Source organism: [Clostridium] scindens ATCC 35704 (genome assembly GCF_004295125.1).
Classification (GTDB): Bacteria; Bacillota; Clostridia; order Lachnospirales; family Lachnospiraceae; genus Clostridium_AP; species Clostridium_AP scindens.
Genome location: NZ_CP036170.1, coordinates 2,265,065 through 2,285,704, shown reverse-complemented (window position 1 = coordinate 2,285,704; position 20,640 = coordinate 2,265,065). Strand labels below are relative to the sequence as shown.

Sequence of the window (20,640 nt, the reverse complement as noted above, 5' to 3'; positions counted from 1 at the left end):
GTCTGTCGTATCCATCACTTCTCCCCCTCCAATCTCTTTAATACATTCCGGGTGCTAAATAACGCGGTATAGTTCACAAGAACATACAGGTTGCCGCATCCATCTTCTATGCGCCCGCGGACAGCCTTTTCTACGTCTGCCTCAAGCGCGGTCGGGATGTCTACATATTTCAAGCGCAGCCGCATGTCCTGGCACCGGATTCCGCTGACTGTGATGGAACTTATGCTGTCATTCTTAAACCGGTCAAAGTCCACATCCCACAGCCAGGATATATCGGTTCCGTCCTGCGCGTTATCATTGATTACGATAATAATATCCTTGAGAGCCTCATCCTGCATCACGGCAGATATGTTCTGGTTAAAGCCTGCCGGATTCTTGGCAAGATTCAGCAGTATCTTCGTATCTTTTACCTGGAACTGCTCCATACGTCCGTTCTCTGGATTGAATCTTAACAGCATCTCATTGAAGTGTTCCAGTGCAAGGCCGCCTGTCCTGGCTGCCGCATATGCCGCCAGTATGTTATAAACATTATAGAACCCCTTGTAATTCGCCTCAATCCTTCGTCCTTCCACCGTAAACGCCAATCTGGTGCCAACTTCAACTTCCGAAGCGTCAAAGTCTATCTGCGGACGCTTAAAATCACACCCGGTGCAGGCATAATCGCCCAACTGGCTGTAATGGTAGAAACGATATTGAAGAGGCGCGCCGCAGCGCTTGCAAAAGCGCCCTTCCCGGATCTCTCTGGAATCCTCATCTTCAACCACCTTCTCGCTGATGCCATAAGTGATATAAGGATTGCCGCTGTCCATCGCCAGATATGCGGACAGGGCGTCGTCTCCATTGACAATCACCTTCATATCCGGAGCATCCTGCATGACGCCTTTCAGGATATTCATAGTAATATCAATCTCCCCATACCTGTCCAGCTGGTCTCTGAATAGATTGGCCAGCACCATATAATCCGGCTTAAAGTGGGGAAAAACCCTTCTGGTGGATGCCTCGTCTACCTCGATGCAGGCATAGTCAGCATGAAGGCTTCCTCCGTTCCCGGCCCCCAGCACAAAAGCCGCAACCACGCCGTTGAGCATGTTGGAGCCTGTGTGGTTGCAGATGACGCGGTATCCTTCAGCTTCTATGGCTGCGCAAAGCATATTGTTGGTGGTCGTCTTTCCATTGGTGCCGCAGACGATAAAGATATCCTTCTTTACCTGTCCTGCCAGTTCTTTCAGTATAGTTGGGCATATCTTTAAAGCGATTTTTCCTGCCCATGTCACACCCTGGCGATGGAATACATGGACGCTGATTTTCTCGGTAATCTTGGCCGCCCAAATGGCCAGCATTCTGCGTAGTCTCATATTTTTATTTTTCCTCGATTAATTTTGTTATATTTTCCGGCTCCGGCATAGAGCGGATCGCGCCTTTCTTCATGGTGATAAGCGCCGCTCCTGCATTCGCGTAAGTCAGCATATCCCCAAGGATCTCTTCTGTGAGCCCTTCCAGCCCATGGGTCAGAAGCCCGTGAATAGAACAGCCACAGAACGTATCCCCGGCGCCGGTGGTCTCAATGGCCTTTACCTGGAATCCCTTTCTCTCCACCCGTATATCCTTGTAATATGCACGGCTTCCATCCTTTCCCATGGTCAGGAAGATAAGGGGAATGTTGTATTTGTCCTGAAGATAGCAGATTCCTTCATCGTAATCTTCCTTGCCTGATACGAACTGGATCTCGTTGTCAGAGATCTTCAGCATATCACAGTATTGGAATCCATACTCCATCTGCTTCTTGGCCTCGTCCAGGGAATTCCAAAGCGGAGGGCGCAAGTTCGGATCAAAGGTGATCAGGCAGCCTGCTTCTTTTGCTACCTCCAGCGCTTTCTTTGTCGCAGACCTAACAGGCTCGTCTGTCATAGAAAGGGTTCCGAAATGGAAGATCCTGGACTGGCGGATCAAGTCATAATCCACCTCCTCTTCTGTCAGCATCATATCTGCCCCTGGCTTGCGGTAGAAAGAAAACTCCCTGTCCCCATCCGGGAAAGTATGTACAAACGCCAGCGTCGTATGAATCTCCTTGTCCAGAATCAGCCCCTTGGTCTCTATTCCCAGTTCATCAATCGTTCCTTTTAGAAGGCGTCCGAACTGATCCTCACCCACCTTGCCGATAAAGGCGGTCTTACGTCCTAATTTATTGAGCATCGCCAGTACATTGCATGGCGCGCCTCCCGGACATGCCTCAAACAGATGATTCCCCTGCTCGCTTTGTCCATTCAATGTAAAGTCAATCAACATCTCGCCCATTGCAGTTACATCATATAATCTTTCCATACCCTATACTCCTTATCCAAACATTTTTAAACATTTTACCACACTATGAGTAATTTTTAAAGTGCCCGAAAATGCGTTGCAAAGTTCCTGGCGCATTCGCCAAATAGCAAAAGAGAAGCCAACGCTTCTCTTTTATATTTCCAATTTCTATGGGATCACCTGGACACCGCCCAGGATAACATAGGATATGAACCACATGATGACAGTTGCTATACAGATTCCAAGTATCACTGCCGGAAATGCCTTCTTAAACTTCACGCCAAGGAGGGCTGCGATCAGGGATCCTGTCCAGGCCCCTGTCCCGGGCAGTGGGATTCCAACAAACAGCACCAGTCCCCAGAACTCGTATTTCTCTATCTTATCGCTCTTACTCATTGCCTTTGCCTCCAGTTTATCTACCATCGGCTTAAATGTCTTCGTCCCCTTCATCCATTTAAAGATGGGAGTGATCAAGAGCAGGATAAACGGCACCGGAATAATGTTGCCGATAATACATAGCGGAATTGCCGTCGATACCGGCACGCCAAGCAATGGGCCTGCCACAAGCAGGCCGCCTCGAAGTTCCAGGATCGGTATCATGGATATGATAAATACGATCGCTTCCTTTCCAACACTTCCGCCAAGGGCATCGATAATGCTTTGCACTAAAGTTTCAGTCATAGAATTCTCCTTTATTTGTTCATATATTTTCTAAGAAAAGCAAACAAGGCTTCCATCTCTTCCCTGGTTCCTATCGTAATCCGCATATACTGCTTGATCCGTTTGCTTCCCCAATAGCGGACATAGATATCGTTCGCTTTTAATGCTTCAAACATTTCCTTTGCATCATATTCCGGATGCATGGCAAATATGAAGTTTGCCTGAGATTCCAGGCACTTAAAACCAAGTTTCTCCAGTTCTTCCTTTGCCCATTCCCTAGTCCTAATGATCTTTTGGATTCCTTCTTCAAAATACCGGACATCCTTGACTGCCTCGACTCCGCAGGCCAGCGATGTCTGGTTCATCGTATAAGAATTAAAGGAATATTTCGCATCATTGAGATATTGGATCAGCACCGGATTGCCGATGGCATATCCGATCCGCATCCCAGCCATGGAGCGGGCTTTTGAAAATGTCTGCACGACCAGGAGATTCTCATACTTATCAATCAATTCCAGTGCGGACCGTCCGGCAAAGTCGATATATGCCTCATCCACAATGACGATGACATCCTGGTTATGGGCGATGATATCCTCCACCACATCCAGTTCTTCATAGATGGCGGTTGGGGCGTTGGGATTCGGGAAGATTACTCCCCCGTTCTCCTTATAATAATCCTCTTTCACTATATGGAAGTCCTCATCCAGTTCCTGGCATTCGTACGGAATCCGGTATAATTTTGCCCATACCTTGTAAAAGGAATAGGTAACGTCAGGAAACAGCAGCGGCTTCTTGGAATTAAAAAATGTCAGGAAGCACATGGACAGCACGTCATCTGACCCCACTCCTACAAATACCTGATCAGGCTGCACCTGGTAGAATCTGGCAAGTTCCTCCACCAGAGGCGTCGCTGCCGGATCCGGATACAGGCGGAGCCGGTCAGTCTCCATCCCTTTTAAGGCTTTCGCAACCCCGGGTGCCGGAGGATATGGATTTTCGTTGGTGTTCAGCTTAATCACCTTGCGCTGGGGCTGCTCCCCGGGAACGTAAGGCTCAACTTTTCGTATGTTCTTTTCAAATGCCTTCATGACTCATCCCTCTAGAAATACTCTTTTGCCAGTTCCTTAAACTTTGGAAGGGCGTTTACGATCGTGCCGTAGGATACGCAGTACGCAATTCTCACATATCCGGGACACGCAAAGGAACTTCCCGGCACGATCAGGATATTATACTTCTTGGCAGCCGCGCAGAACTCCTTTTCATCCGCAACCGGAGACTTTACGAACAGATAGAATGCCCCCTGAGGCTTGATGCATTCAAATCCGCACTCCTTCAGGCCATTGTACAGAGTCTCCCTGTTCCTGTCATAGTAAGAGAGATCCGTCTTCTCATTGATGCACTTCGCCACCACCTTCTGCTGCAGGGTCGGCGCGTTTACAAACCCAAGGATGCGGGTGGCAACGCCTGCCGAGGTCAGTATCGTCTCGCTGTCTTCCACTTCGTCCGGGATGACCAGATATCCGATACGCTCTCCCGGAAGCGACAGGGACTTGCTGTAAGAATAGCCTACGATCGTATTGTCATAATACTTTGTAAGGTAAGGAACCTCTGTCCCGTCATAGACAAGCTCGCGGTAAGGCTCATCTGCGATGAGATAAATATCTGTGCCGTACTCTTTCTGCTTTGCCTCCATGATAGCAGCCATCTTCTTAATGGTTTCTTCGGAATAAACTACGCCGGTAGGGTTGTTTGGCGTATTCACGATGACAGCCTTGGTCTTTGGCGTGATCTTTATTTCGAACTCGTCCAGCTTCGGCTGAAAATCCGTCGTATTCGGAGAGATCTCTACGATCACCCCGTCATAATTATTGGTATAAGAACGGTATTCTCCAAAATATGGAGCAAATGCGATTACTTCATCCCCCGGATTCAGCAAGGTCTTAAGTATTACATTCAGGCCTCCTGCGGCGCCAACTGTCATCACGATATTCTTGCCCTCAAAACTAGTACCAAAGCGTTCGTTCAGCGACTCCGCCACAGTCTCCCTCACGTCTGCATAGCCGGCGTTGCTGTTCGTATAGCCATGAAGCACGACCGGATCATCTTCATCCAGCAATTCGATAATGGCCTTTTTCACCGCTTCCGGCGCAGCCACATTCGGATTGCCCAGGCTGAAGTCATATACATTTTCCGCTCCATAGATGCCCGCAAGACGATTGCCTTCTTCGAACATTGCCCGGATGGCGGAACTATTTGCTACCATGTTCTTCATTTTCTCTGCTATCATAATCCTTTCTCCTTTCTCTATTCTCTATGCACGCTCAGTTACTCTTCCTTTTTCGACCATGAAAACCGGGCGGTAGGATAATTTGGCCTTTCTAAGGCCTTCCGCACCTGTATCTTCTTCCCGGTTCACATACGTATATTCCTGGCACTCATGTTCCACAAACTGCTGGTTGATCATAGGATATGCGCCCTGGATCTCGGCAAATGCTTTCTCGATATGGACCACAAACGTATCGGAACAGACCGGCTCCCCAAGTGTGAAAGCTATGATCTCTCCATCTACCTTAAGAATGCCTCCTACAAGTTCCAATTCTTCAAACAGACGAAGCGCGTTCAGCGTTACGCAGATTTCGCCTCTTTTCTCAGGATCATCCTCGCACCCGTTCTGGTTGCGCCACTTAAGAGCCATCTGGAAGCAATCTTCCAGATTCTCCTTGGTCACGCTCTCATAGGACCAGCGTCCCTCATACATCGTCTTGAATTTATTGATGTGGTTCCTCTTTCCGTGCAGTTTCTTGCCGGAGAGCGTTGCCAGTTTCTCTGCCTCATACACGTAGTCCGCCAGATCCCTATTATACTCGATCTGGAATCTTCCCGGATACCATTCTTCCAGCATATCAAAATTATCCGGCGTTACATTATACATCTGGAAGGAAACGCCCCTTTCCTTACTGTACTCCATAAGTACTTCCAGCGCCTTTTTCACATTTTCCGGTTCTCCGGCCGGGTAGGCAAATGCCAGATGATTCTCATCCTCGCTTTTGAATACCAGCGCGTCCTCCACAATTGCCCACTTGACAGGATACTGCCTGGACCACAAATACACATTGGCAAATGTCCTCTCGCAGCTTCTGCTGGTATGGTGCTTAAAATAATGAGAAATAACTTCCTTATCTTCTAATTCTGCTCGTTTAAACTGTATTTCCTTCATATTTTACCTTCTTTGAATCTTTCCAATTTTCTCTCATGGCCTTTTCCTGTCTTGCCTTACTCATTCATATTTGCCAGTTTTGCTGCCTGGTCTGCTGCGATGCAGGCATCAATAATCTCCTGGATGTCACCGTTCATGATCTTATCCAGTTTATATAATGTCAGGCCGATACGGTGATCCGTCACGCGTCCCTGCGGGAAATTGTAAGTACGGATCTTTTCAGAACGGTCTCCGGTACCAATCTGGCTCTTTCTCGCCTCAGCTTCTGCGTCATGGCGCTTCTGGCATTCCATATCATACAGTTTTGCCCGGAGAAGGGCGAATGCCTTTTCCTTATTCTGCAGCTGGGATTTCTCCGTCTGGCTGTAGATCACGATTCCTGTTGGATAATGGGTCAGGCGCACTGCCGAATCTGTCGTATTGACGCACTGTCCGCCGTTGCCGGATGCCCGCATGACGTCGATGCGGATATCTTTTTCATCAATCTGGATATCTACATCCTCCGCTTCCGGCATGACAGCAACCGTAATCGTGGAAGTATGGATACGTCCGCCGGACTCTGTCTCGGGCACCCGCTGCACCCGATGTACCCCGGATTCGTATTTCATCACGGAATATGCTCCCTTTCCGTTAATCATGAAAGTCACATTCTTCATGCCGCCTATACCGATCTCTTCGCATTCCACCAGTTCTACTTTCCATCGCCGGCTCTCTGCATAGTGAAGATACATGCGGTAGATCTCGGCCGCGAACAAGGCCGCCTCATCCCCGCCGGCGCCGGCACGGATCTCGACTATGACATTCTTATCATCATTGGGGTCCTTGGGCAGAAGCAGAATCTTAAGTTCATGCTCTAATTCCTCAACCCTTGCTTTTGAGTCATTCAGTTCTTCCTTGGCGAGTTCCCTCATCTCTTCATCGGACTCTTCCTCCAGCATCTGAAGGCTGTCCTCGATCGCCTGCTTGCAGGCCTTATATTCCTTATATGCCTCAACAATAGGAGTCAGTTCATTCTGTTCTTTCATAAGCTTGCGGAACCGGTTCTGGTCATTAGCCACATTCGGCTCTTGCAGTTCGCTAAGTACCTCTTCCAAACGAATGAGCAAATCCTCTAATTTGTCAAACATACCATTTCCTCCTTAACATTTCTCTAACAGTTATTCTCCATTGTACATGCCTGAAACCACACGGTCAAGACCTGCCAAATCCTTTTTTACCAGTATATTCCTATATCCCTGCTTCTCCATAAGGCAGGCCACTTCATTTCCCTGATCGTACCCGATCTCGAACATCAGATATCCTTCCGGCCTGAGATAACGTATGCCTGCTTTGATGATCTCCCGGTAAAAATACAGCCCGTCTTCCTTGCCGTCAAGGGCAATGAAGGGATCGTAAAGCCTTACTTCCTCCTGGAGTCCCTCGATAACCGACGTAGGGATATAGGGAGGATTGGATACGATCAGGTCGTATCTTCCACTGATATGCTCAAACAGGCTGCTTCTTATAAACGCTGCATTGACCTCCAGCCTGCAGGCATTCTTCCTGGCCACTTCCAGCGCATCTTCGGATATATCGCTTCCGGTTCCATAAAGCCCCTTGCACATCTTCATCAGGCTTATCAGGATACACCCGGATCCGGTGCATAGATCCAGTACCTGCATGCCGGGCTTTAATACCTTGAGCGCTTCTTCAACCAGCGTCTCCGTATCCTGCCTTGGGATCAGCACATGCTCATCCACATAGAAGGGATAGCCCATGAATGCCTGTTCCTTCGTAATATGCTGCAATGGAATCCGGCTCTTGCGGATCTCTATATAACCAAGATACCGGGCCGCCTCTTCTTCCTTTATCTCTTTATCCGGGTCGCCATAATAGGAAGCCTTGGAGATTCCAGTCGCAAATTCCAGCAGATACCACGCATCCAGCGCTGCCTCCCGGATGCCTGCCTCTTTAAGCATGGAAGTCCCTTCCCTATAAATCTGCTGAAATGTCAAAGTTCTCTTCTTCATATGCTCTCCAATCAAATACTGCCTCCACGGCCTGGATGGCCACTTCGATCATGCCCTCATCCGGCTCTTTGGTGGTCAGTTTTTGAATTGCCAGCCCTGGCTTGCTAAACAGATTGATCAGCGCGTTATCGCTGCTCCCGGCGAGTTTGAGTATCTCATAGGAGATTCCGGCAATCACCGGTAGAAGGACAATCCTGACTGCCACCCGCATGAGGGGCGACTCCACTTGTACAAGCAGCAAAAGGATAATGCTGATTGCAAGGACAAAGAACAAGAAACTGGTCCCGCAGCGCTTATGCTGCCTGGAACTGATCCTTACATTTTCCACCGTCAGTGGCAGGCCATGCTCGATACAGTTGATACACTTATGCTCTGCCCCATGGTACATGAATGTCCTCTGGATATCTTCCATCCTTGATATCAGAAGCACATACATTATGAATATCCCGATTCTCACAAAGCCTTCGATCACTGTGCGGATGTGATAAGATGGAATGAGCGGCTTAAGAAACGAGGATAGAACGTAAGGCAGCACCATGAAGATGGCTACCGCTGCTACCACGGAAAATGCCACTGTTCCGCCCATCAGCCATTTCTCCTGCTTCTCCTTCTTCAAAGTCTCTGCTTCCGTAAATTTTTCCTGCTCTTCTTCCTCATAAAAACTGGCTGAGTAAGTCAAGGTCTTAATGCCAAGCACCATAGAATCTATAAAATTAAATATTCCCCTGATAAACGGAATCATAGTCAGTTTCTTCCACTTTCCCACAATGCTGTGGTACTCATCCTTCTGCACGATAATCTCCCCGTCCGGCTTGCGTACTGCAACGGAGTAGGCATCTTTGTGCTTCATCATGATTCCCTCTAAGACGGCCTGTCCGCCAATATTTGATGACTTCATATAGAACTCCTCTGCAACATAAAAGGGTTGAGATTATACAACCTCAACCCGATACTTGTGAAACTATTTGTCCATTCCGTATTTCTTATTGAACTTATCAACACGGCCACGAGCCTGAGCAGCTTTCTGCTGTCCTGTATAGAACGGATGGCATTTGGAACAGATTTCTACGTGGATGTCTTCGCTTGTAGATCCTGTTACGAATGTGTTGCCACAGTTACAAGTTACTGTTGCCTGATGATATGCTGGATGTATTCCTTCTTTCATGATTTTCACCTCTTCTTTATTTTGTCACATGCACGATGTGCGATAAATGTTCGTTATCTAAACAGCGTTGTCATTGTATCATAAAAGCGCGGCCTTGTCTAGATAAATTTTGTCTTTTTTACTAATTGTATCAGGTCCTCATTATTGCGGGTCCGGGTAAACATATTCAGGATATTGTCCACGGCTTCATCCGCGCGCATACCATTCAGCGCCCGGCGCATGGTCTCCACTGCCTCCTGTTCTTCCCTGCTAAGCAGCAGGTCCTCTCTTCTGGTTCCTGACTTGGGTATATCAATTGCAGGGAACACCCGCTTTTCAGACAATTTACGGTCCAGCACCAGTTCCATATTACCCGTTCCTTTAAACTCCTCATACACTACATCGTCCATCTTGCTGCCGGTATCAACCAGCGCAGTTGCCAATATGGTAAGGCTTCCGCCCTCGCGCATATTTCTTGCCGCTCCAAAGAACCGCTTCGGCATATGGAGGGCCGCAGGATCAAGACCGCCGGACAAGGTTCTTCCTGATGGCGGTACCGTCAGGTTGTAAGCCCTTGCAAGCCTGGTAATGCTGTCCAAAAGGATCATGACGTCTTTTTTGTGCTCTACCAGGCGCTTCGCCCGCTCGATCACCATCTCTGACACTCTTTTATGATGTTCCGGAAGTTCATCAAACGTAGAATAGATGACTTCCACATTCTCTCCCTCAATGGCTTCTTTAATATCCGTAACTTCTTCCGGCCGCTCGTCAATAAGAAGGATCAGCAGATGAATCTCCGGATTGTTCTGACGGACAGACAGGGCTACCTGCTTAAGCAACGTCGTCTTTCCGGCCTTTGGCGGGGATACGATCATTCCCCTCTGTCCCTTTCCGATCGGCGACAGGAGGTCAACGATCCGCATGGCGGTGCTTGTCCTTCCACACTCCAGCCGCAGCCTTTCATCCGGGAAGATCGGGGTCATATCTTCAAAATTGGTTCGGCGCATGGCCTTCATCGGGTCCATCTCATTGATCCTGGTCAGATAGAGCAGGGCGCTGAACTTCTCCTGCTGCGTCTTAATCCTGGTATGGCCTTCCAAGATGTCTCCCGTCTTAAGGTTGAACTTGCGTATCTGGGATGGGGATACATAGACGTCATTCTCTCCCGGCAGATAGTTAGCGCTTCTGATGAATCCATATCCGTCCGGAAGCACTTCCAGGATGCCATGGGCGATCACTCCGCTGTCCAGCCTGTCAATGTCATGGATCTCCTTATCTCCGGTATTGGCAGACATCTCTTTTACCGTCTCCTTGGAAGCCTGCTTTTCCTTCTCATCTTCTTCCAGCATGCGCTCAATAAGCTCTGCCTTCTTCATCGTAGATATGCCTTTGAGCCTTCTTGCTTTTGCAAGATCTTTTAACGTAGCTAAAGGCAGTGATTCATACTTTTCTCTCATCATCATTTATTCCTTTCATATTCACCAAAATTATCTATATCGGGAACACCAGTCTGACTTGACTCATCTGAAATATGAAAGTATTATACTACAATAATCTTGATTTTAAAAGTATTTCTTTATAATTCGCCTCTTTTTAAACCATGTTATATCCGAGTTTTTATGACAAAATACAAAAAATCGCGACATAATCCCGGGTTTTCCCGTTTCCGCCGCCCCCCCCTTTTCTTATCCTGCCCCTCCTCAAAACTTTCCCGAAACTTTATTGATTTGAGGCTAAAGGAATGCTATTATAAAAAATACGGACTTATAAAACTTATTAATAAGAAGAAAATAAAAGAGGTGGTAATCCTATGACAACAAATGAAAAAGCACTGAAAATGCATGAGGAATGGCATGGAAAGATCGAAACGACCGCAAAATCCCATGTGCATTCCCGCGAGGATCTGTCTATTGCCTACACTCCTGGCGTTGCGGAACCCTGCAAGGCCATTGCCAACAATAAAGAGGCTGCTTATACCTATACCATAAAGTCAAACACGGTAGCCGTCGTCTCCGATGGGAGCGCGGTGCTCGGACTTGGCAACATCGGCGCGCATGCCGCTATGCCGGTCATGGAAGGAAAGGCCGTACTGTTTAAAGAATTTGGCGGCGTTAATGCATTTCCTATCTGCCTGGACACCCAGGATACGGAAGAGATCATCCGCACGGTCGTCAACATCGCCCCCGCGTTCGGCGGCATCAATCTGGAAGACATCAGCGCTCCCCGCTGCTTCGAGATTGAAGAGCGTCTAAAAGAACTGCTGGATATCCCCGTCTTTCATGATGACCAGCACGGCACGGCCATCGTCGTTCTTGCGGGCATCATCAATGCCATGAAGGTCACAGGCAAGAACAAAGAAGAGGCCAAGGTCGTGGTAAATGGCGCCGGTTCCGCAGGAGTCGCCATCACCAGGCTGCTTCTTACTTACGGCTTCAGGCATATCACTATGTGCGATATCAATGGAATCCTCAGCAAGGAGTCCCCGCATCTGAACTGGATGCAGGAAAAGATGGTGGAGGTAACCAATCTGGAAGGCAGGAAGGGAACTCTCAGCGACGCCTTGGAAGGTGCCGACATCTTCGTGGGCGTCTCCGCCCCCAACATTGTCACCAAGGAGATGGTGGCTTCCATGAATAAGGATTCCATTCTTTTTGCCATGGCCAATCCCGTTCCGGAGATCATGCCGGATCTTGCCAAAGAAGCCGGTGCAAAAGTTGTGGGAACGGGTCGTTCCGACTTCCCGAACCAGGTCAACAATGTAGTGGCATTCCCCGGAATCTTTAAGGGTGCTCTGGAAGGACGCGCCACCAGGATCACAGAAGAGATGAAGCTGGCTACCGCAAAGGCGATTGCGGGGCTGATTCCAAAAGACGAGCTAAACGAAGACAACATTCTGCCGGAAGCCTTTGATCCGCGCGTTGCAGATGTTGTCAGCCAGGCAGTAAAGGAACTGATTTAGTATGGTCAAACGCTGGGGTGATAAGAGATACTACTCTCTGGATCATTACCTTAAGAATACTTATGGAGAAAAACTATATAAGATCTCTATGGACGGAGGCATGACCTGCCCTAACCGTGACGGCACGCTGGGACGCCGGGGCTGCGTATTCTGCAGCGCCGGCGGTTCTGGCGATTTTGCATCTGACCGCAAGTTATCCATTACGGAACAGATCGAGCAGGGAAAAAGGCAGGTTGCCGCCAAACATCCAGGCACCTCCTATATTGCCTACTTCCAGGCATACACCAACACTTATGCGCCAATTGCCTATTTACGCGATATGTTCATGGAGGCTATCAGGCATCCCGAGGTAAAGATACTCTCCATTGCCACAAGGCCGGATTGCCTTGGAGAGGATGTGCTTAAGCTTCTGGATGAACTAAACCAGATCAAGCCTGTCTGGATTGAATTAGGCCTCCAGACAATCCATCCTGATACAGCCCGCTTCATCCGCAGAGGATATGATCTTTCGGTATTTGAGCAGGCCGTATCCCGCCTGCGTCTGCTGAACATTGACGTAATTGTCCATACAATCCTGTGCCTTCCCGGCGAAGATATGGAAATGATGCTGCGCACGGTGCGGTATCTGAACTGCCAGAACATACAAGGCATGAAGTTCCAGCTGCTGCACATACTAAAGAATACGGACCTTGCAGGCTATTATGAAAAGCATCCATTCTACCTCCCTTCCATGGAAGAGTATTTTGGAATCCTAGGCCAATGCCTGTGTGCTCTTAGCCCGGATATCGTCATACACCGGCTGACCGGAGACGGTCCCAAGTCACTCCTGATAGCCCCCTTATGGACAGGGAATAAGCGCCAGGTATTGAACCAGATGCAGGCATACTTAAAAAAGCAGGACATCTGGCAAGGAAAGGAGTTGTAACAATGGCCAAATCTTTTACATTATACAAACTAATCATACTCTATATGCTGAACAAGGTAGACTTCCCCCTGACCAATTCCCAGATATCGGAATTTATCCTGGATGAGGGCTATACTACCTACTTTAAGCTCCAGCAGGCAATATCAGAACTGATCGGCTCCGGCTTCATTCATGAAGAATCCACCCACAGCCGTACCTTCTACCACCTCACGGAAGAAGGGGCACAGACGATACATTTCTTCAAAAATGATATCTCTCCTGCTATTCAGGAAGATATCGATACTTTCCTGAAGGAAAAGCAATATGAATTGAAAAATGAAGTGGCCGTCAAGTCAGACTATTACCGGAATTCCAACATGGAATATTCTGTCCGCTGCCAGGTCATTGAGCATGATACTCCTCTGATCGATCTGACGCTGTCTGTTCCCACACAGGCCGAGGCTGAGACGATCGCCAACAACTGGGCGAAAAAGAATCAGGAAGTTTATGCCTTGATCATGTCTAATCTACTTTGAAAGTCAAGCAGCGAGGTATTATTATGAAATTAAAAAAAATGGCTGAACTCTATATCAGTTTCTTTAAAATTGGCGGCCTTACGTTCGGAGGAGGGCTTGCCATGCTTCCCATGCTCCAGAGGGAAGTGGTGGAAGCCAGAAAATGGTGTACCGACGAGGAACTGCTGGATATGTACGCGATCGGGCAGTGCACGCCCGGCATTATCGCCGTCAATACTGCCACCTATGTGGGCTACAGGCAGGCTGGATTCCTGGGCGGCGTATTTGGCACCTTGGGCGTCATCTCTCCCTCCATTATCATCATCTGCCTAGCAGCATCCATCTTGCAGAACTTCATCCATCTTCCTGTCGTCCTTCATGCTCTGGCAGGCATTCGGATCATCGTCTGCGCGCTGATGCTGAATACCGTAGTCACCATGGCAAAGAAAGGAATCGTGGATAAGCTGGGCGCTCTGCTATTTGTCGCAGCATTTCTGCTGGCATGCTTCACTCCCGTTCCTACCGCCGCCATCGTCATCCTGGCGGGAATCGCGGGAGTCGTCATCAAAAAGATTGGGGGGCGGAAAGAATCATGATTTATCTGACACTGGCATTTGAATTCTTTAAAATCGGCCTGTTCTCCATTGGAGGCGGCATGGCCACCCTTCCATTCCTTATGGACCTGACCACAAAATACAACTGGTACACTGCCAGCGATCTGGCCAACATGGTGGCAATCAGCGAGAGCACTCCCGGCCCGGTGGGCATCAACATGGCTACCTTTGCCGGATACAGCGTAGCCGGCATCCCAGGCGCGCTGGTGGCAACCCTGGCGCTGACGGCGCCTGCTCTGATTATTATCGTGATCATCGCAAGGTTCCTGGAGAATTTCAGCGAGAATCCTACGGTAAAGGCCGTATTCTATGGCATCCGCCCTACCGTGGCCGCCTTGATTGGCTACGCGGTATGGGAACTGTTAAAGATCGCCCTGGTATCTACCGTGAATGGTTCTTTGCATATCAACGTAACTAGCGTCGTCATATGCCTTGGAACCTTCCTGCTCCTACAGGTAAAGAAACTGGGAAAACTGCATCCCATTTTGTGGATCCTGGCCGGAGCAGTCATTGGAATCGTTCTGAAAATTTAAATATAGGCAAAAAGAGCCGCCCAACTATCAGCCCTCCAGGGCTCCGCCGGCAATCGCCCAAAGGTACAGGCTTGCCACCGACCCATATGGGCTGTATCTCTTTCGGTACTTCTCAAACAGATTTTTATCCATCTTCCGGTGATGGTACAGAATCTGCATTCCTTTCAGAATCGCGCCGTCTCCATAACTAAGCACGTCAGGCCTCTGCATGCAGAAGATGAGAAGCATCTCGGCGGTCCATACGCCAATCCCCCTCAAGGATGACAGGGTCTTGATCACCTTCTGGTCATCCATCTGGCACAACTCCTCCAAATCCAGTTCTCCCTGACAGACTTTTTCGGCAAAATTCCGGATATACTCAGCCTTTCTAAACGACATCCCCAGACCTTTTAGTTCCTCCGCCTGGTACTTTAAGACCGCCTGCGGCGTCACTTCTCCCACCATATTCCTGAATCTCCCCCACACGGTAGCCAGAGCTGCATTGGATATCTGCTGGCCTATGATTTGGTGCACTACTGACTGGAAGATATCTGCGTCCACCTCCCGGTAGATGTGTCCGATATGATCAATGGCTTCTCCTAATTTCTTATCCTTTCTTTTCAGGTATTCAATCTCTGTATCACCATATTCAAAATACATCCGTCTGTCTCCTTATCTTGCATTTTCTTTTACGGATCCTGAGAACACTCATGATCAGAACAAAAATTCACTCATCACATAATTGCTGATATCAATCCCCTGGTCGGTAAGCCTTACATAATCCCCTGATTCCTCCATCAAGCCTTCGGCATACATCCGCTTAAGCACATGGCTATACTTGCTCTCCATGGTACAGCCAAATTCTTTCAGGAATTCTGACTTTGTAACGCCTTCCATCTTGCGAAGTCCCAGAAACATATACTCTTCCATCTGATTTTCCCGGCTTAATGCCTCCGGCTCCTCTCCTTCGCTCCATCTCCTGTTACCGATCAAGGAAGCTGCGCCGGTTCCGATGCCCAGATATTCCGTCCGGTTCCAGTAGCCAAGATTGTGCCTGCATTCATAGCCTTCTTTTGCGTAGTTGGATATCTCATACCTTCGATAGCCATACGCCCCAAGTATTTCCCTGGTATGATGATACATCTGGCGCTCCGTCTCCTCATCCGGCAGTTCTTCCTCATGCCTTGCATCCCGGTAACGCTCATAGAAAGGAGTTCCCTCTTCGATGATCAGACTGTAGGCTGAGATATGCTCCGGCTCAAGGTCTGCCACCCTTTTCAGGCTTTCCTTCCATCCGTTCAGGGTTTGGAACGGTATCCCGGACATCAGGTCAATGTTAATATTTCCAAATCCCTCTCTTCTTGCCATCTCGTAGGTATGAAGAAACTCCTCAAATGTGTGGATTCTACCCAGCACCTCTAATTCTTCGTTCCGGATGGACTGCAGACCGATGCTAAGGCGGCTGATTCCGGCCTGGCGATATGCTATCAGCTTCTCCGGGGATACCGTTCCCGGATTCATCTCAATGGTAATCTCTGCATCCTTGTCCACCATGAACGTCTCCCGGACCGCGTGAAATATGGCAGATATCTGTACTGGATCAAGAAGGGAGGGGGTTCCTCCTCCTATAAATATGCTTACAACATGATAAGCCTCTGCCAGCGTCCCATAAGAACGGATCCGCTTGCAAAGGCTTTTCACATACTTCTGCCGCTCTCCCTCTTTCGAAGGCGCGGACAGGAAATCACAATATTTACATTTACTGATGCAAAATGGAATATGAATATATAATTCTAATGGTCTCATTATTTATCATCCAACTTTAATACGCTCATAAAGGCTTTCTGCGGGATCTCCACGTTGCCTACCTGCCGCATGCGCTTCTTGCCTTCCTTCTGCTTCTCCAGAAGTTTTCGCTTCCGGCTGATGTCACCGCCATAGCACTTGGCAAGCACATCCTTTCGCATAGCCTTTACCGTCTCTCTTGCTATAATCTTGCTTCCGATCGCCGCCTGGATTGGAATCTCGAAGAGCTGCCTCGGAATCTCTTCCTTCAGTTTCTCACACATCTTGCGGCCCCGCTCATAAGCCGTATCCGCATGAATGATAAAGGAAAGGGCATCTACCTCCTCCTTGTTGATCAGAATATCCAGTTTCACCAGATTCGACTGCACGTAGCCGTCCATCTCATAATCAAAAGAGGCATAGCCTCTGGAACGAGACTTCAGTGCATCAAAGAAGTCATAGATAATCTCATTCAAGGGCAGATGATACCGAAGCACCGCACGGGTTTCTTCGATATACTCCATTCCTTCATAGATACCACGCCGCTCCTGGCACAGATCCATGATCGCGCCGATGAACTCGGAAGTCACCATAATCTCTGCCTTTACCATAGGCTCTTCCATATATTCGATCTCCGACGGGTCAGGAAGATTGGAGGGATTCGTCAGTTCGATCACTTCCCCGTTGGTCTTATATACTTTATAGATAACCCCCGGCGCCGTGGTTACCAGATCCAGATTATACTCTCTCTCCAGACGCTCCTGGATAATCTCCAGATGCAGAAGTCCCAGGAAGCCGCAGCGGAATCCGAATCCCAGCGCTATGGATGTCTCCGGCTCAAACTGCAGGGATGCGTCATTGAGCTGCAGTTTCTCCAGCGCGTCCCTAAGATCCGGGTACTTCGCCCCGTCCGCCGGATACATGCCGCAGTACACCATGGGATTGACCTTTTTATAGCCCGGCAGAGGCTTGTCGCATGGCCGGGATGCATCCGTGATGGTATCGCCTACCCGCGTATCCTTCACATTCTTAAGGCTTGCAGTAATATAGCCTACCATTCCGGCATTCAACTCGTCGCAAGGAATGAACTGTCCGGCCCCGAAGTAGCCTACTTCCACGACTTCCGCCTTTGCGCCTGTTGCCATCATCTGAATCGGCGTGCCTTTCTTTACGCTGCCTTCCTTAATCCTGCAAAAGACAATGACGCCCTTGTAAGAATCATACAGGGAATCGAATATCAGCGCCTTAAGAGGCGCTTTTGGGTCCCCCTGGGGCGCAGGGATCTTCTCCACGATCTGCTCCAGCACCTGGTCTATATTCAGTCCTGTCTTTGCCGATATCTGCGGCGCATCCGTTGCCTCAATGCCGATCACGTCTTCGATCTCTTCGATGACACGCTCTGGTTCTGCGCTTGGCAGATCTACCTTGTTGATCACCGGCATGACATCCAGATCGTGATCCAGCGCCAGATAGACGTTGGCAAGTGTCTGTGCCTCCACTCCCTGGGCCGCATCCACCACGAGAATGGCGCCGTCGCAGGCTGCCAGGCTTCTGGATACCTCATAGTTAAAATCTACATGTCCCGGCGTATCAATAAGATTGAAGATATATTCTTCCCCATCCTTGGCCTGATAGACGGTACGAACAGCCTGGGCCTTGATGGTAATGCCCCGCTCTCGTTCCAGTTCCATATTATCCAATACCTGGGACTGCATCTCCCTGCTGGTAAGAAGGCCTGTCTTCTCTATAATCCTGTCTGCCAGCGTAGATTTTCCATGATCTATATGCGCGATAATACAAAAATTACGAATTCTGCTTTGATCTATTCCTGCCACTTATATCCTTCCCCTTAGCTGTATATTTCTCGAAGTTCCAGCGGACATACTTATGAAGACACCTGCCTGTCCTGCCCGCTGCCATGCGTCCAGTATATCACGGGGAACTATATTTTACAATGAAAAGTTCCACGCTCATCCTGTCGTTCAGCCGCCCGGTCTTCACCATTTCTTCCGTATTCGCCGCTTCTTCCATGATGCTTCTTAATTCTTCTTTGGAGAAGCTGCGGCACTGTTTTATATACTTGCCTGCAACAAAAGGATGAAGGCCTGCCGTCTTCGCGATCTGCGGCTTATCATACCCGCGTCCCGACAAATCCTTTACTTCCATCAGCAGTTTGAACTGGCGGGCAAGTAGATACAGGATCCGCATGGGGGGTTCTTTCAGCGCCAGCAGGTCATAATAATAATCCAGCGCCTGCTTCTGCTGCTTTGCGGCTACTGCTTCCACCATGTCGAAGATCTTATTGGTAACCTGCGTGGTGCAGATCTCATCTACATCCTGTACGGTAATCTCCGTCTGTCCAAGCGTATAAGAAAAGAGTTTCTCCATCTCTTTTTCCAGATTCTCCATATCCGTCCCGGTTTTGGCCACCAGATACCTGGCAGTGGACTCTTTGATCTGCTTTCCTTCCTTTTTAACCATCCCGGCCAGCCAATACAGAAGCGTCTTCTCGTCCTGACGGCCCATCTCCACGGCCCGCCCCTTGTCCTTGACGGCCTTGTACATCTTGCCACGCTTGTCTACTTCGCTTTCCACAAAAATAAAACATGCCGTCTCTGGCATATTCTTAATATAATCCGCAAGTTCTGGAGTCGCGTTTTTAAAGAAGCCAGAGTTCTCCACCACGATCAGCCTGCGGTCTGCAAAAAACGGCATTGTCTCAGCCAGATCGATCAGTTCCGCCGGGTTCGTGCCTTTCCCTTCATAGTAAGCATAGTTCACGGTGTCGCTTTCCGGAAGCATGGCTTTTGTAAGCTTATCCTTATACTGCTTTTTTAAATAGGCCTCCTCCCCATAGAGGAGGTAGGCCGGCTTGAATTGTCCTGTCTTAATATCTTCGTTTAAACTTTTCATTACCTTACCATATCTCTTGATATCTCAGAAAGGCTGTGCGCGCCGCACATTGCCATAGTGTCTTCCAGTTCTGCCGCCAGTTTTGCCGTATAGGCAGCAACCCCTTCGGCGCCTCCGCCATATACCGCGGTTACGAACGGACGTCCAATGAGCACCGCATCTGCGCCAAGCGCCAATGCCTTAAAGATATCCACGCCGGAACGGATACCGCCGTCTACCAGAATCTTCATATCATTTCCCACTGCATCTGCAATCTCTGCCAGCACCTCTGCCGTAGCCGGGCACTGGTCGAGCACGCGCCCGCCATGATTGGATACGACGATCGCTGCCGCTCCTGCTTCTTTTGCCTTCAGCGCGCCCTTTACCGTCATGATGCCCTTGATGATGAATGGCACTTCTGCCTCCTTCACGATCTCGCGAAGTTCTTCCACTGTCTTGCTTCCTGCCGGAGGTGTCAGGTTCTTGAGGAATGGAAGCCCTGCCGCGTCAATATCCATAGCCACTGCAAAAGATCCTGCATCCTTGATCATCGCAAGTTTTTCTTTCAGTGTATTGATATCCCATGGCTTTACGGTCGGAATGCCGTTTCCGTCCTTCTGCTTGATTGCTCTGGCTGCGCCTTCCATTACCGCCGGATTGGTTCCGTCTCCGGTAAATGCTGCAATCCCCGCGTCCGCACAGGACGATACCAGGATATCATTATATTCCAGATCATCATACTTGTCTCCATAATGAAGCTTCATGGCGCCAATCGGTGCCGCAAAGATTGGATACTTGAATGTTCTGCCAAAGATCTCAGATGTCAGGTCCAGCGGTTTATTCTCACAGATAGTATCCATATTTATACACAGTTCCTGCCACTTGTCATAGTTGCGGATTGCCACCGTCCCGCTCCCTTTTGAGCCCGGTCCCGGCACTTTGTTGCTGCACGCCTTGCCATTGCATACCGGACAAGCCTTGCAGAATTCTCCCATACAAGTTTTGGCATTGCTTAATACCTCTTCATAAGTCATTTTTAGTTCCCTCTTTTCCTATCTGTCTGTTTTCATCTCTTCTTAGAAGTATACTGTTTTTTTCCCTCAAATTCAACTACCAGTCTGGTATAAG

The 20,640-nt window shown here is 48.9% G+C and carries 21 protein-coding genes; 5 read left to right on the top strand and 16 right to left on the bottom strand.

What is annotated here, in order from left to right:
- Nucleotides 1-14: 14 nt before the first annotated feature.
- From HDCHBGLK_RS11770 to rho, 11 genes are all read right to left on the bottom strand, one after another.
- Nucleotides 15-1,355: a MurT ligase domain-containing protein gene (locus HDCHBGLK_RS11770; RefSeq protein ID WP_009248087.1), complete on the bottom strand. Its 1,341-nt coding sequence runs from the start codon at nucleotides 1,353-1,355 to the stop codon at nucleotides 15-17.
- Nucleotides 1,356-1,359: 4 nt separating this feature from the next.
- A complete protein-coding gene (locus HDCHBGLK_RS11765) occupies nucleotides 1,360-2,322 on the bottom strand; it encodes a carbohydrate kinase family protein (protein ID WP_004606976.1) in 963 nt (320 codons plus the stop codon).
- Nucleotides 2,323-2,469: 147 nt separating this feature from the next.
- Nucleotides 2,470-2,982 (bottom strand): COG2426 family protein, encoded by a 513-nt coding sequence (locus HDCHBGLK_RS11760; protein WP_004606977.1) that lies wholly within the window; start codon nucleotides 2,980-2,982, stop codon nucleotides 2,470-2,472.
- Between the two features lie 11 nt (nucleotides 2,983-2,993).
- Nucleotides 2,994-4,049, bottom strand: coding sequence for a histidinol-phosphate transaminase (gene hisC, locus HDCHBGLK_RS11755; protein ID WP_004606978.1), 1,056 nt, complete (start codon nucleotides 4,047-4,049; stop codon nucleotides 2,994-2,996).
- A gap of 11 nt (nucleotides 4,050-4,060) precedes the next feature.
- A complete protein-coding gene (locus HDCHBGLK_RS11750) occupies nucleotides 4,061-5,248 on the bottom strand; it encodes a pyridoxal phosphate-dependent aminotransferase (protein ID WP_004606979.1) in 1,188 nt (395 codons plus the stop codon).
- A 24-nt stretch (nucleotides 5,249-5,272) separates the two neighbouring features.
- A complete protein-coding gene (locus tag HDCHBGLK_RS11745; RefSeq protein ID WP_004606980.1) occupies nucleotides 5,273-6,178 on the bottom strand; it encodes a DUF2156 domain-containing protein in 906 nt (301 codons plus the stop codon).
- Between the two features lie 56 nt (nucleotides 6,179-6,234).
- Nucleotides 6,235-7,305 carry a peptide chain release factor 1 gene (prfA, locus tag HDCHBGLK_RS11740; RefSeq protein WP_004606981.1) on the bottom strand — a complete coding sequence of 357 codons (1,071 nt, stop codon included), beginning with the start codon at nucleotides 7,303-7,305 and terminating at the stop codon, nucleotides 6,235-6,237.
- Between the two features lie 30 nt (nucleotides 7,306-7,335).
- The gene (gene prmC / locus HDCHBGLK_RS11735) at nucleotides 7,336-8,187 is read right to left on the bottom strand and encodes a peptide chain release factor N(5)-glutamine methyltransferase (protein WP_004606982.1); all 852 of its coding nucleotides are present in this window, start codon (nucleotides 8,185-8,187) and stop codon (nucleotides 7,336-7,338) included.
- Nucleotides 8,150-9,085 carry a DUF1385 domain-containing protein gene (locus HDCHBGLK_RS11730; RefSeq protein WP_004606983.1) on the bottom strand — a complete coding sequence of 312 codons (936 nt, stop codon included), beginning with the start codon at nucleotides 9,083-9,085 and terminating at the stop codon, nucleotides 8,150-8,152. Before HDCHBGLK_RS11730 ends, prmC begins: the two co-directional genes overlap by 38 nt.
- Nucleotides 9,086-9,148: 63 nt before the next feature.
- Nucleotides 9,149-9,352 carry a 50S ribosomal protein L31 gene (gene rpmE / locus HDCHBGLK_RS11725; protein ID WP_004606984.1) on the bottom strand — a complete coding sequence of 68 codons (204 nt, stop codon included), beginning with the start codon at nucleotides 9,350-9,352 and terminating at the stop codon, nucleotides 9,149-9,151.
- 98 nt (nucleotides 9,353-9,450) lie between these two features.
- Entirely contained in the window at nucleotides 9,451-10,788 is a 1,338-nt protein-coding gene (gene rho / locus HDCHBGLK_RS11720; RefSeq protein ID WP_009248092.1) for a transcription termination factor Rho, read from the bottom strand.
- 353 nt (nucleotides 10,789-11,141) lie between these two features.
- Here rho and HDCHBGLK_RS11715 point away from each other — a divergent pair, with 353 nt between their 5' ends.
- The 5 genes from HDCHBGLK_RS11715 to HDCHBGLK_RS11695 are packed head-to-tail and all read left to right on the top strand — an operon-like array spanning nucleotide 11,142 to nucleotide 14,856.
- On the top strand, nucleotides 11,142-12,290 hold the full coding sequence (locus tag HDCHBGLK_RS11715) for an NAD(P)-dependent malic enzyme (protein ID WP_004606987.1): 1,149 nt from the start codon (nucleotides 11,142-11,144) through the stop codon (nucleotides 12,288-12,290).
- A 1-nt stretch (nucleotide 12,291) separates the two neighbouring features.
- Nucleotides 12,292-13,215, top strand: coding sequence for a TIGR01212 family radical SAM protein (locus HDCHBGLK_RS11710; RefSeq protein ID WP_004606988.1), 924 nt, complete (start codon nucleotides 12,292-12,294; stop codon nucleotides 13,213-13,215).
- A 2-nt stretch (nucleotides 13,216-13,217) separates the two neighbouring features.
- Nucleotides 13,218-13,730: a DUF4364 family protein gene (locus tag HDCHBGLK_RS11705; protein ID WP_004606989.1), complete on the top strand. Its 513-nt coding sequence runs from the start codon at nucleotides 13,218-13,220 to the stop codon at nucleotides 13,728-13,730.
- Between the two features lie 23 nt (nucleotides 13,731-13,753).
- Nucleotides 13,754-14,305: a chromate transporter gene (locus HDCHBGLK_RS11700; RefSeq protein ID WP_009248095.1), complete on the top strand. Its 552-nt coding sequence runs from the start codon at nucleotides 13,754-13,756 to the stop codon at nucleotides 14,303-14,305.
- A complete protein-coding gene (locus tag HDCHBGLK_RS11695; RefSeq protein ID WP_004606991.1) occupies nucleotides 14,302-14,856 on the top strand; it encodes a chromate transporter in 555 nt (184 codons plus the stop codon). Before HDCHBGLK_RS11700 ends, HDCHBGLK_RS11695 begins: the two co-directional genes overlap by 4 nt.
- Before the next feature lie 27 nt (nucleotides 14,857-14,883).
- Here the strand turns inward: HDCHBGLK_RS11695 and HDCHBGLK_RS11690 are convergent, their stop codons facing one another.
- From HDCHBGLK_RS11690 to HDCHBGLK_RS11670, 5 genes are all read right to left on the bottom strand, one after another.
- Nucleotides 14,884-15,495: a DNA-3-methyladenine glycosylase family protein gene (locus HDCHBGLK_RS11690; RefSeq protein WP_004606992.1), complete on the bottom strand. Its 612-nt coding sequence runs from the start codon at nucleotides 15,493-15,495 to the stop codon at nucleotides 14,884-14,886.
- Nucleotides 15,496-15,549: 54 nt separating this feature from the next.
- Nucleotides 15,550-16,641 carry a radical SAM family heme chaperone HemW gene (gene hemW / locus HDCHBGLK_RS11685; RefSeq protein ID WP_004606993.1) on the bottom strand — a complete coding sequence of 364 codons (1,092 nt, stop codon included), beginning with the start codon at nucleotides 16,639-16,641 and terminating at the stop codon, nucleotides 15,550-15,552.
- Nucleotides 16,641-18,455: a translation elongation factor 4 gene (lepA, locus tag HDCHBGLK_RS11680; RefSeq protein WP_004606994.1), complete on the bottom strand. Its 1,815-nt coding sequence runs from the start codon at nucleotides 18,453-18,455 to the stop codon at nucleotides 16,641-16,643. The genes hemW and lepA overlap by 1 nt, the downstream gene beginning before the upstream one ends.
- Before the next feature lie 97 nt (nucleotides 18,456-18,552).
- Nucleotides 18,553-19,533, bottom strand: coding sequence for a DNA polymerase III subunit delta (holA, locus tag HDCHBGLK_RS11675; protein WP_004606995.1), 981 nt, complete (start codon nucleotides 19,531-19,533; stop codon nucleotides 18,553-18,555).
- Complete coding sequence (locus HDCHBGLK_RS11670; protein ID WP_004606996.1) at nucleotides 19,533-20,546, bottom strand: alpha-hydroxy-acid oxidizing protein; 1,014 nt, start codon at nucleotides 20,544-20,546, stop codon at nucleotides 19,533-19,535. The genes holA and HDCHBGLK_RS11670 overlap by 1 nt, the downstream gene beginning before the upstream one ends.
- Nucleotides 20,547-20,640: the final 94 nt, after the last annotated feature.

Bases quoted from the DNA above. Each gene is read 5' to 3' on its own strand.
- HDCHBGLK_RS11770 (WP_009248087.1), bottom strand. From the start codon at position 1,355: ATGAGACTACGCAGAATGCTGGCCATTTGGGCGGCCAAGATTACCGAG.
- HDCHBGLK_RS11765 (WP_004606976.1), bottom strand. From the start codon at position 2,322: ATGGAAAGATTATATGATGTAACTGCAATGGGCGAGATGTTGATTGAC.
- HDCHBGLK_RS11695 (WP_004606991.1), top strand. From the start codon at position 14,302: ATGATTTATCTGACACTGGCATTTGAATTCTTTAAAATCGGCCTGTTC.
- prmC (WP_004606982.1), bottom strand. From the start codon at position 8,187: ATGAAGAAGAGAACTTTGACATTTCAGCAGATTTATAGGGAAGGGACT.
- HDCHBGLK_RS11730 (WP_004606983.1), bottom strand. From the start codon at position 9,085: ATGAAGTCATCAAATATTGGCGGACAGGCCGTCTTAGAGGGAATCATG.
- rho (WP_009248092.1), bottom strand. From the start codon at position 10,788: ATGAGAGAAAAGTATGAATCACTGCCTTTAGCTACGTTAAAAGATCTT.
- HDCHBGLK_RS11710 (WP_004606988.1), top strand. From the start codon at position 12,292: ATGGTCAAACGCTGGGGTGATAAGAGATACTACTCTCTGGATCATTAC.
- hisC (WP_004606978.1), bottom strand. From the start codon at position 4,049: ATGAAGGCATTTGAAAAGAACATACGAAAAGTTGAGCCTTACGTTCCC.
- rpmE (WP_004606984.1), bottom strand. From the start codon at position 9,352: ATGAAAGAAGGAATACATCCAGCATATCATCAGGCAACAGTAACTTGT.
- HDCHBGLK_RS11760 (WP_004606977.1), bottom strand. From the start codon at position 2,982: ATGACTGAAACTTTAGTGCAAAGCATTATCGATGCCCTTGGCGGAAGT.
- HDCHBGLK_RS11700 (WP_009248095.1), top strand. From the start codon at position 13,754: ATGAAATTAAAAAAAATGGCTGAACTCTATATCAGTTTCTTTAAAATT.
- HDCHBGLK_RS11715 (WP_004606987.1), top strand. From the start codon at position 11,142: ATGACAACAAATGAAAAAGCACTGAAAATGCATGAGGAATGGCATGGA.
- HDCHBGLK_RS11690 (WP_004606992.1), bottom strand. From the start codon at position 15,495: ATGTATTTTGAATATGGTGATACAGAGATTGAATACCTGAAAAGAAAG.
- hemW (WP_004606993.1), bottom strand. From the start codon at position 16,641: ATGAGACCATTAGAATTATATATTCATATTCCATTTTGCATCAGTAAA.
- holA (WP_004606995.1), bottom strand. From the start codon at position 19,533: ATGAAAAGTTTAAACGAAGATATTAAGACAGGACAATTCAAGCCGGCC.
- HDCHBGLK_RS11705 (WP_004606989.1), top strand. From the start codon at position 13,218: ATGGCCAAATCTTTTACATTATACAAACTAATCATACTCTATATGCTG.
- HDCHBGLK_RS11750 (WP_004606979.1), bottom strand. From the start codon at position 5,248: ATGATAGCAGAGAAAATGAAGAACATGGTAGCAAATAGTTCCGCCATC.
- HDCHBGLK_RS11670 (WP_004606996.1), bottom strand. From the start codon at position 20,546: ATGACTTATGAAGAGGTATTAAGCAATGCCAAAACTTGTATGGGAGAA.
- HDCHBGLK_RS11745 (WP_004606980.1), bottom strand. From the start codon at position 6,178: ATGAAGGAAATACAGTTTAAACGAGCAGAATTAGAAGATAAGGAAGTT.
- prfA (WP_004606981.1), bottom strand. From the start codon at position 7,305: ATGTTTGACAAATTAGAGGATTTGCTCATTCGTTTGGAAGAGGTACTT.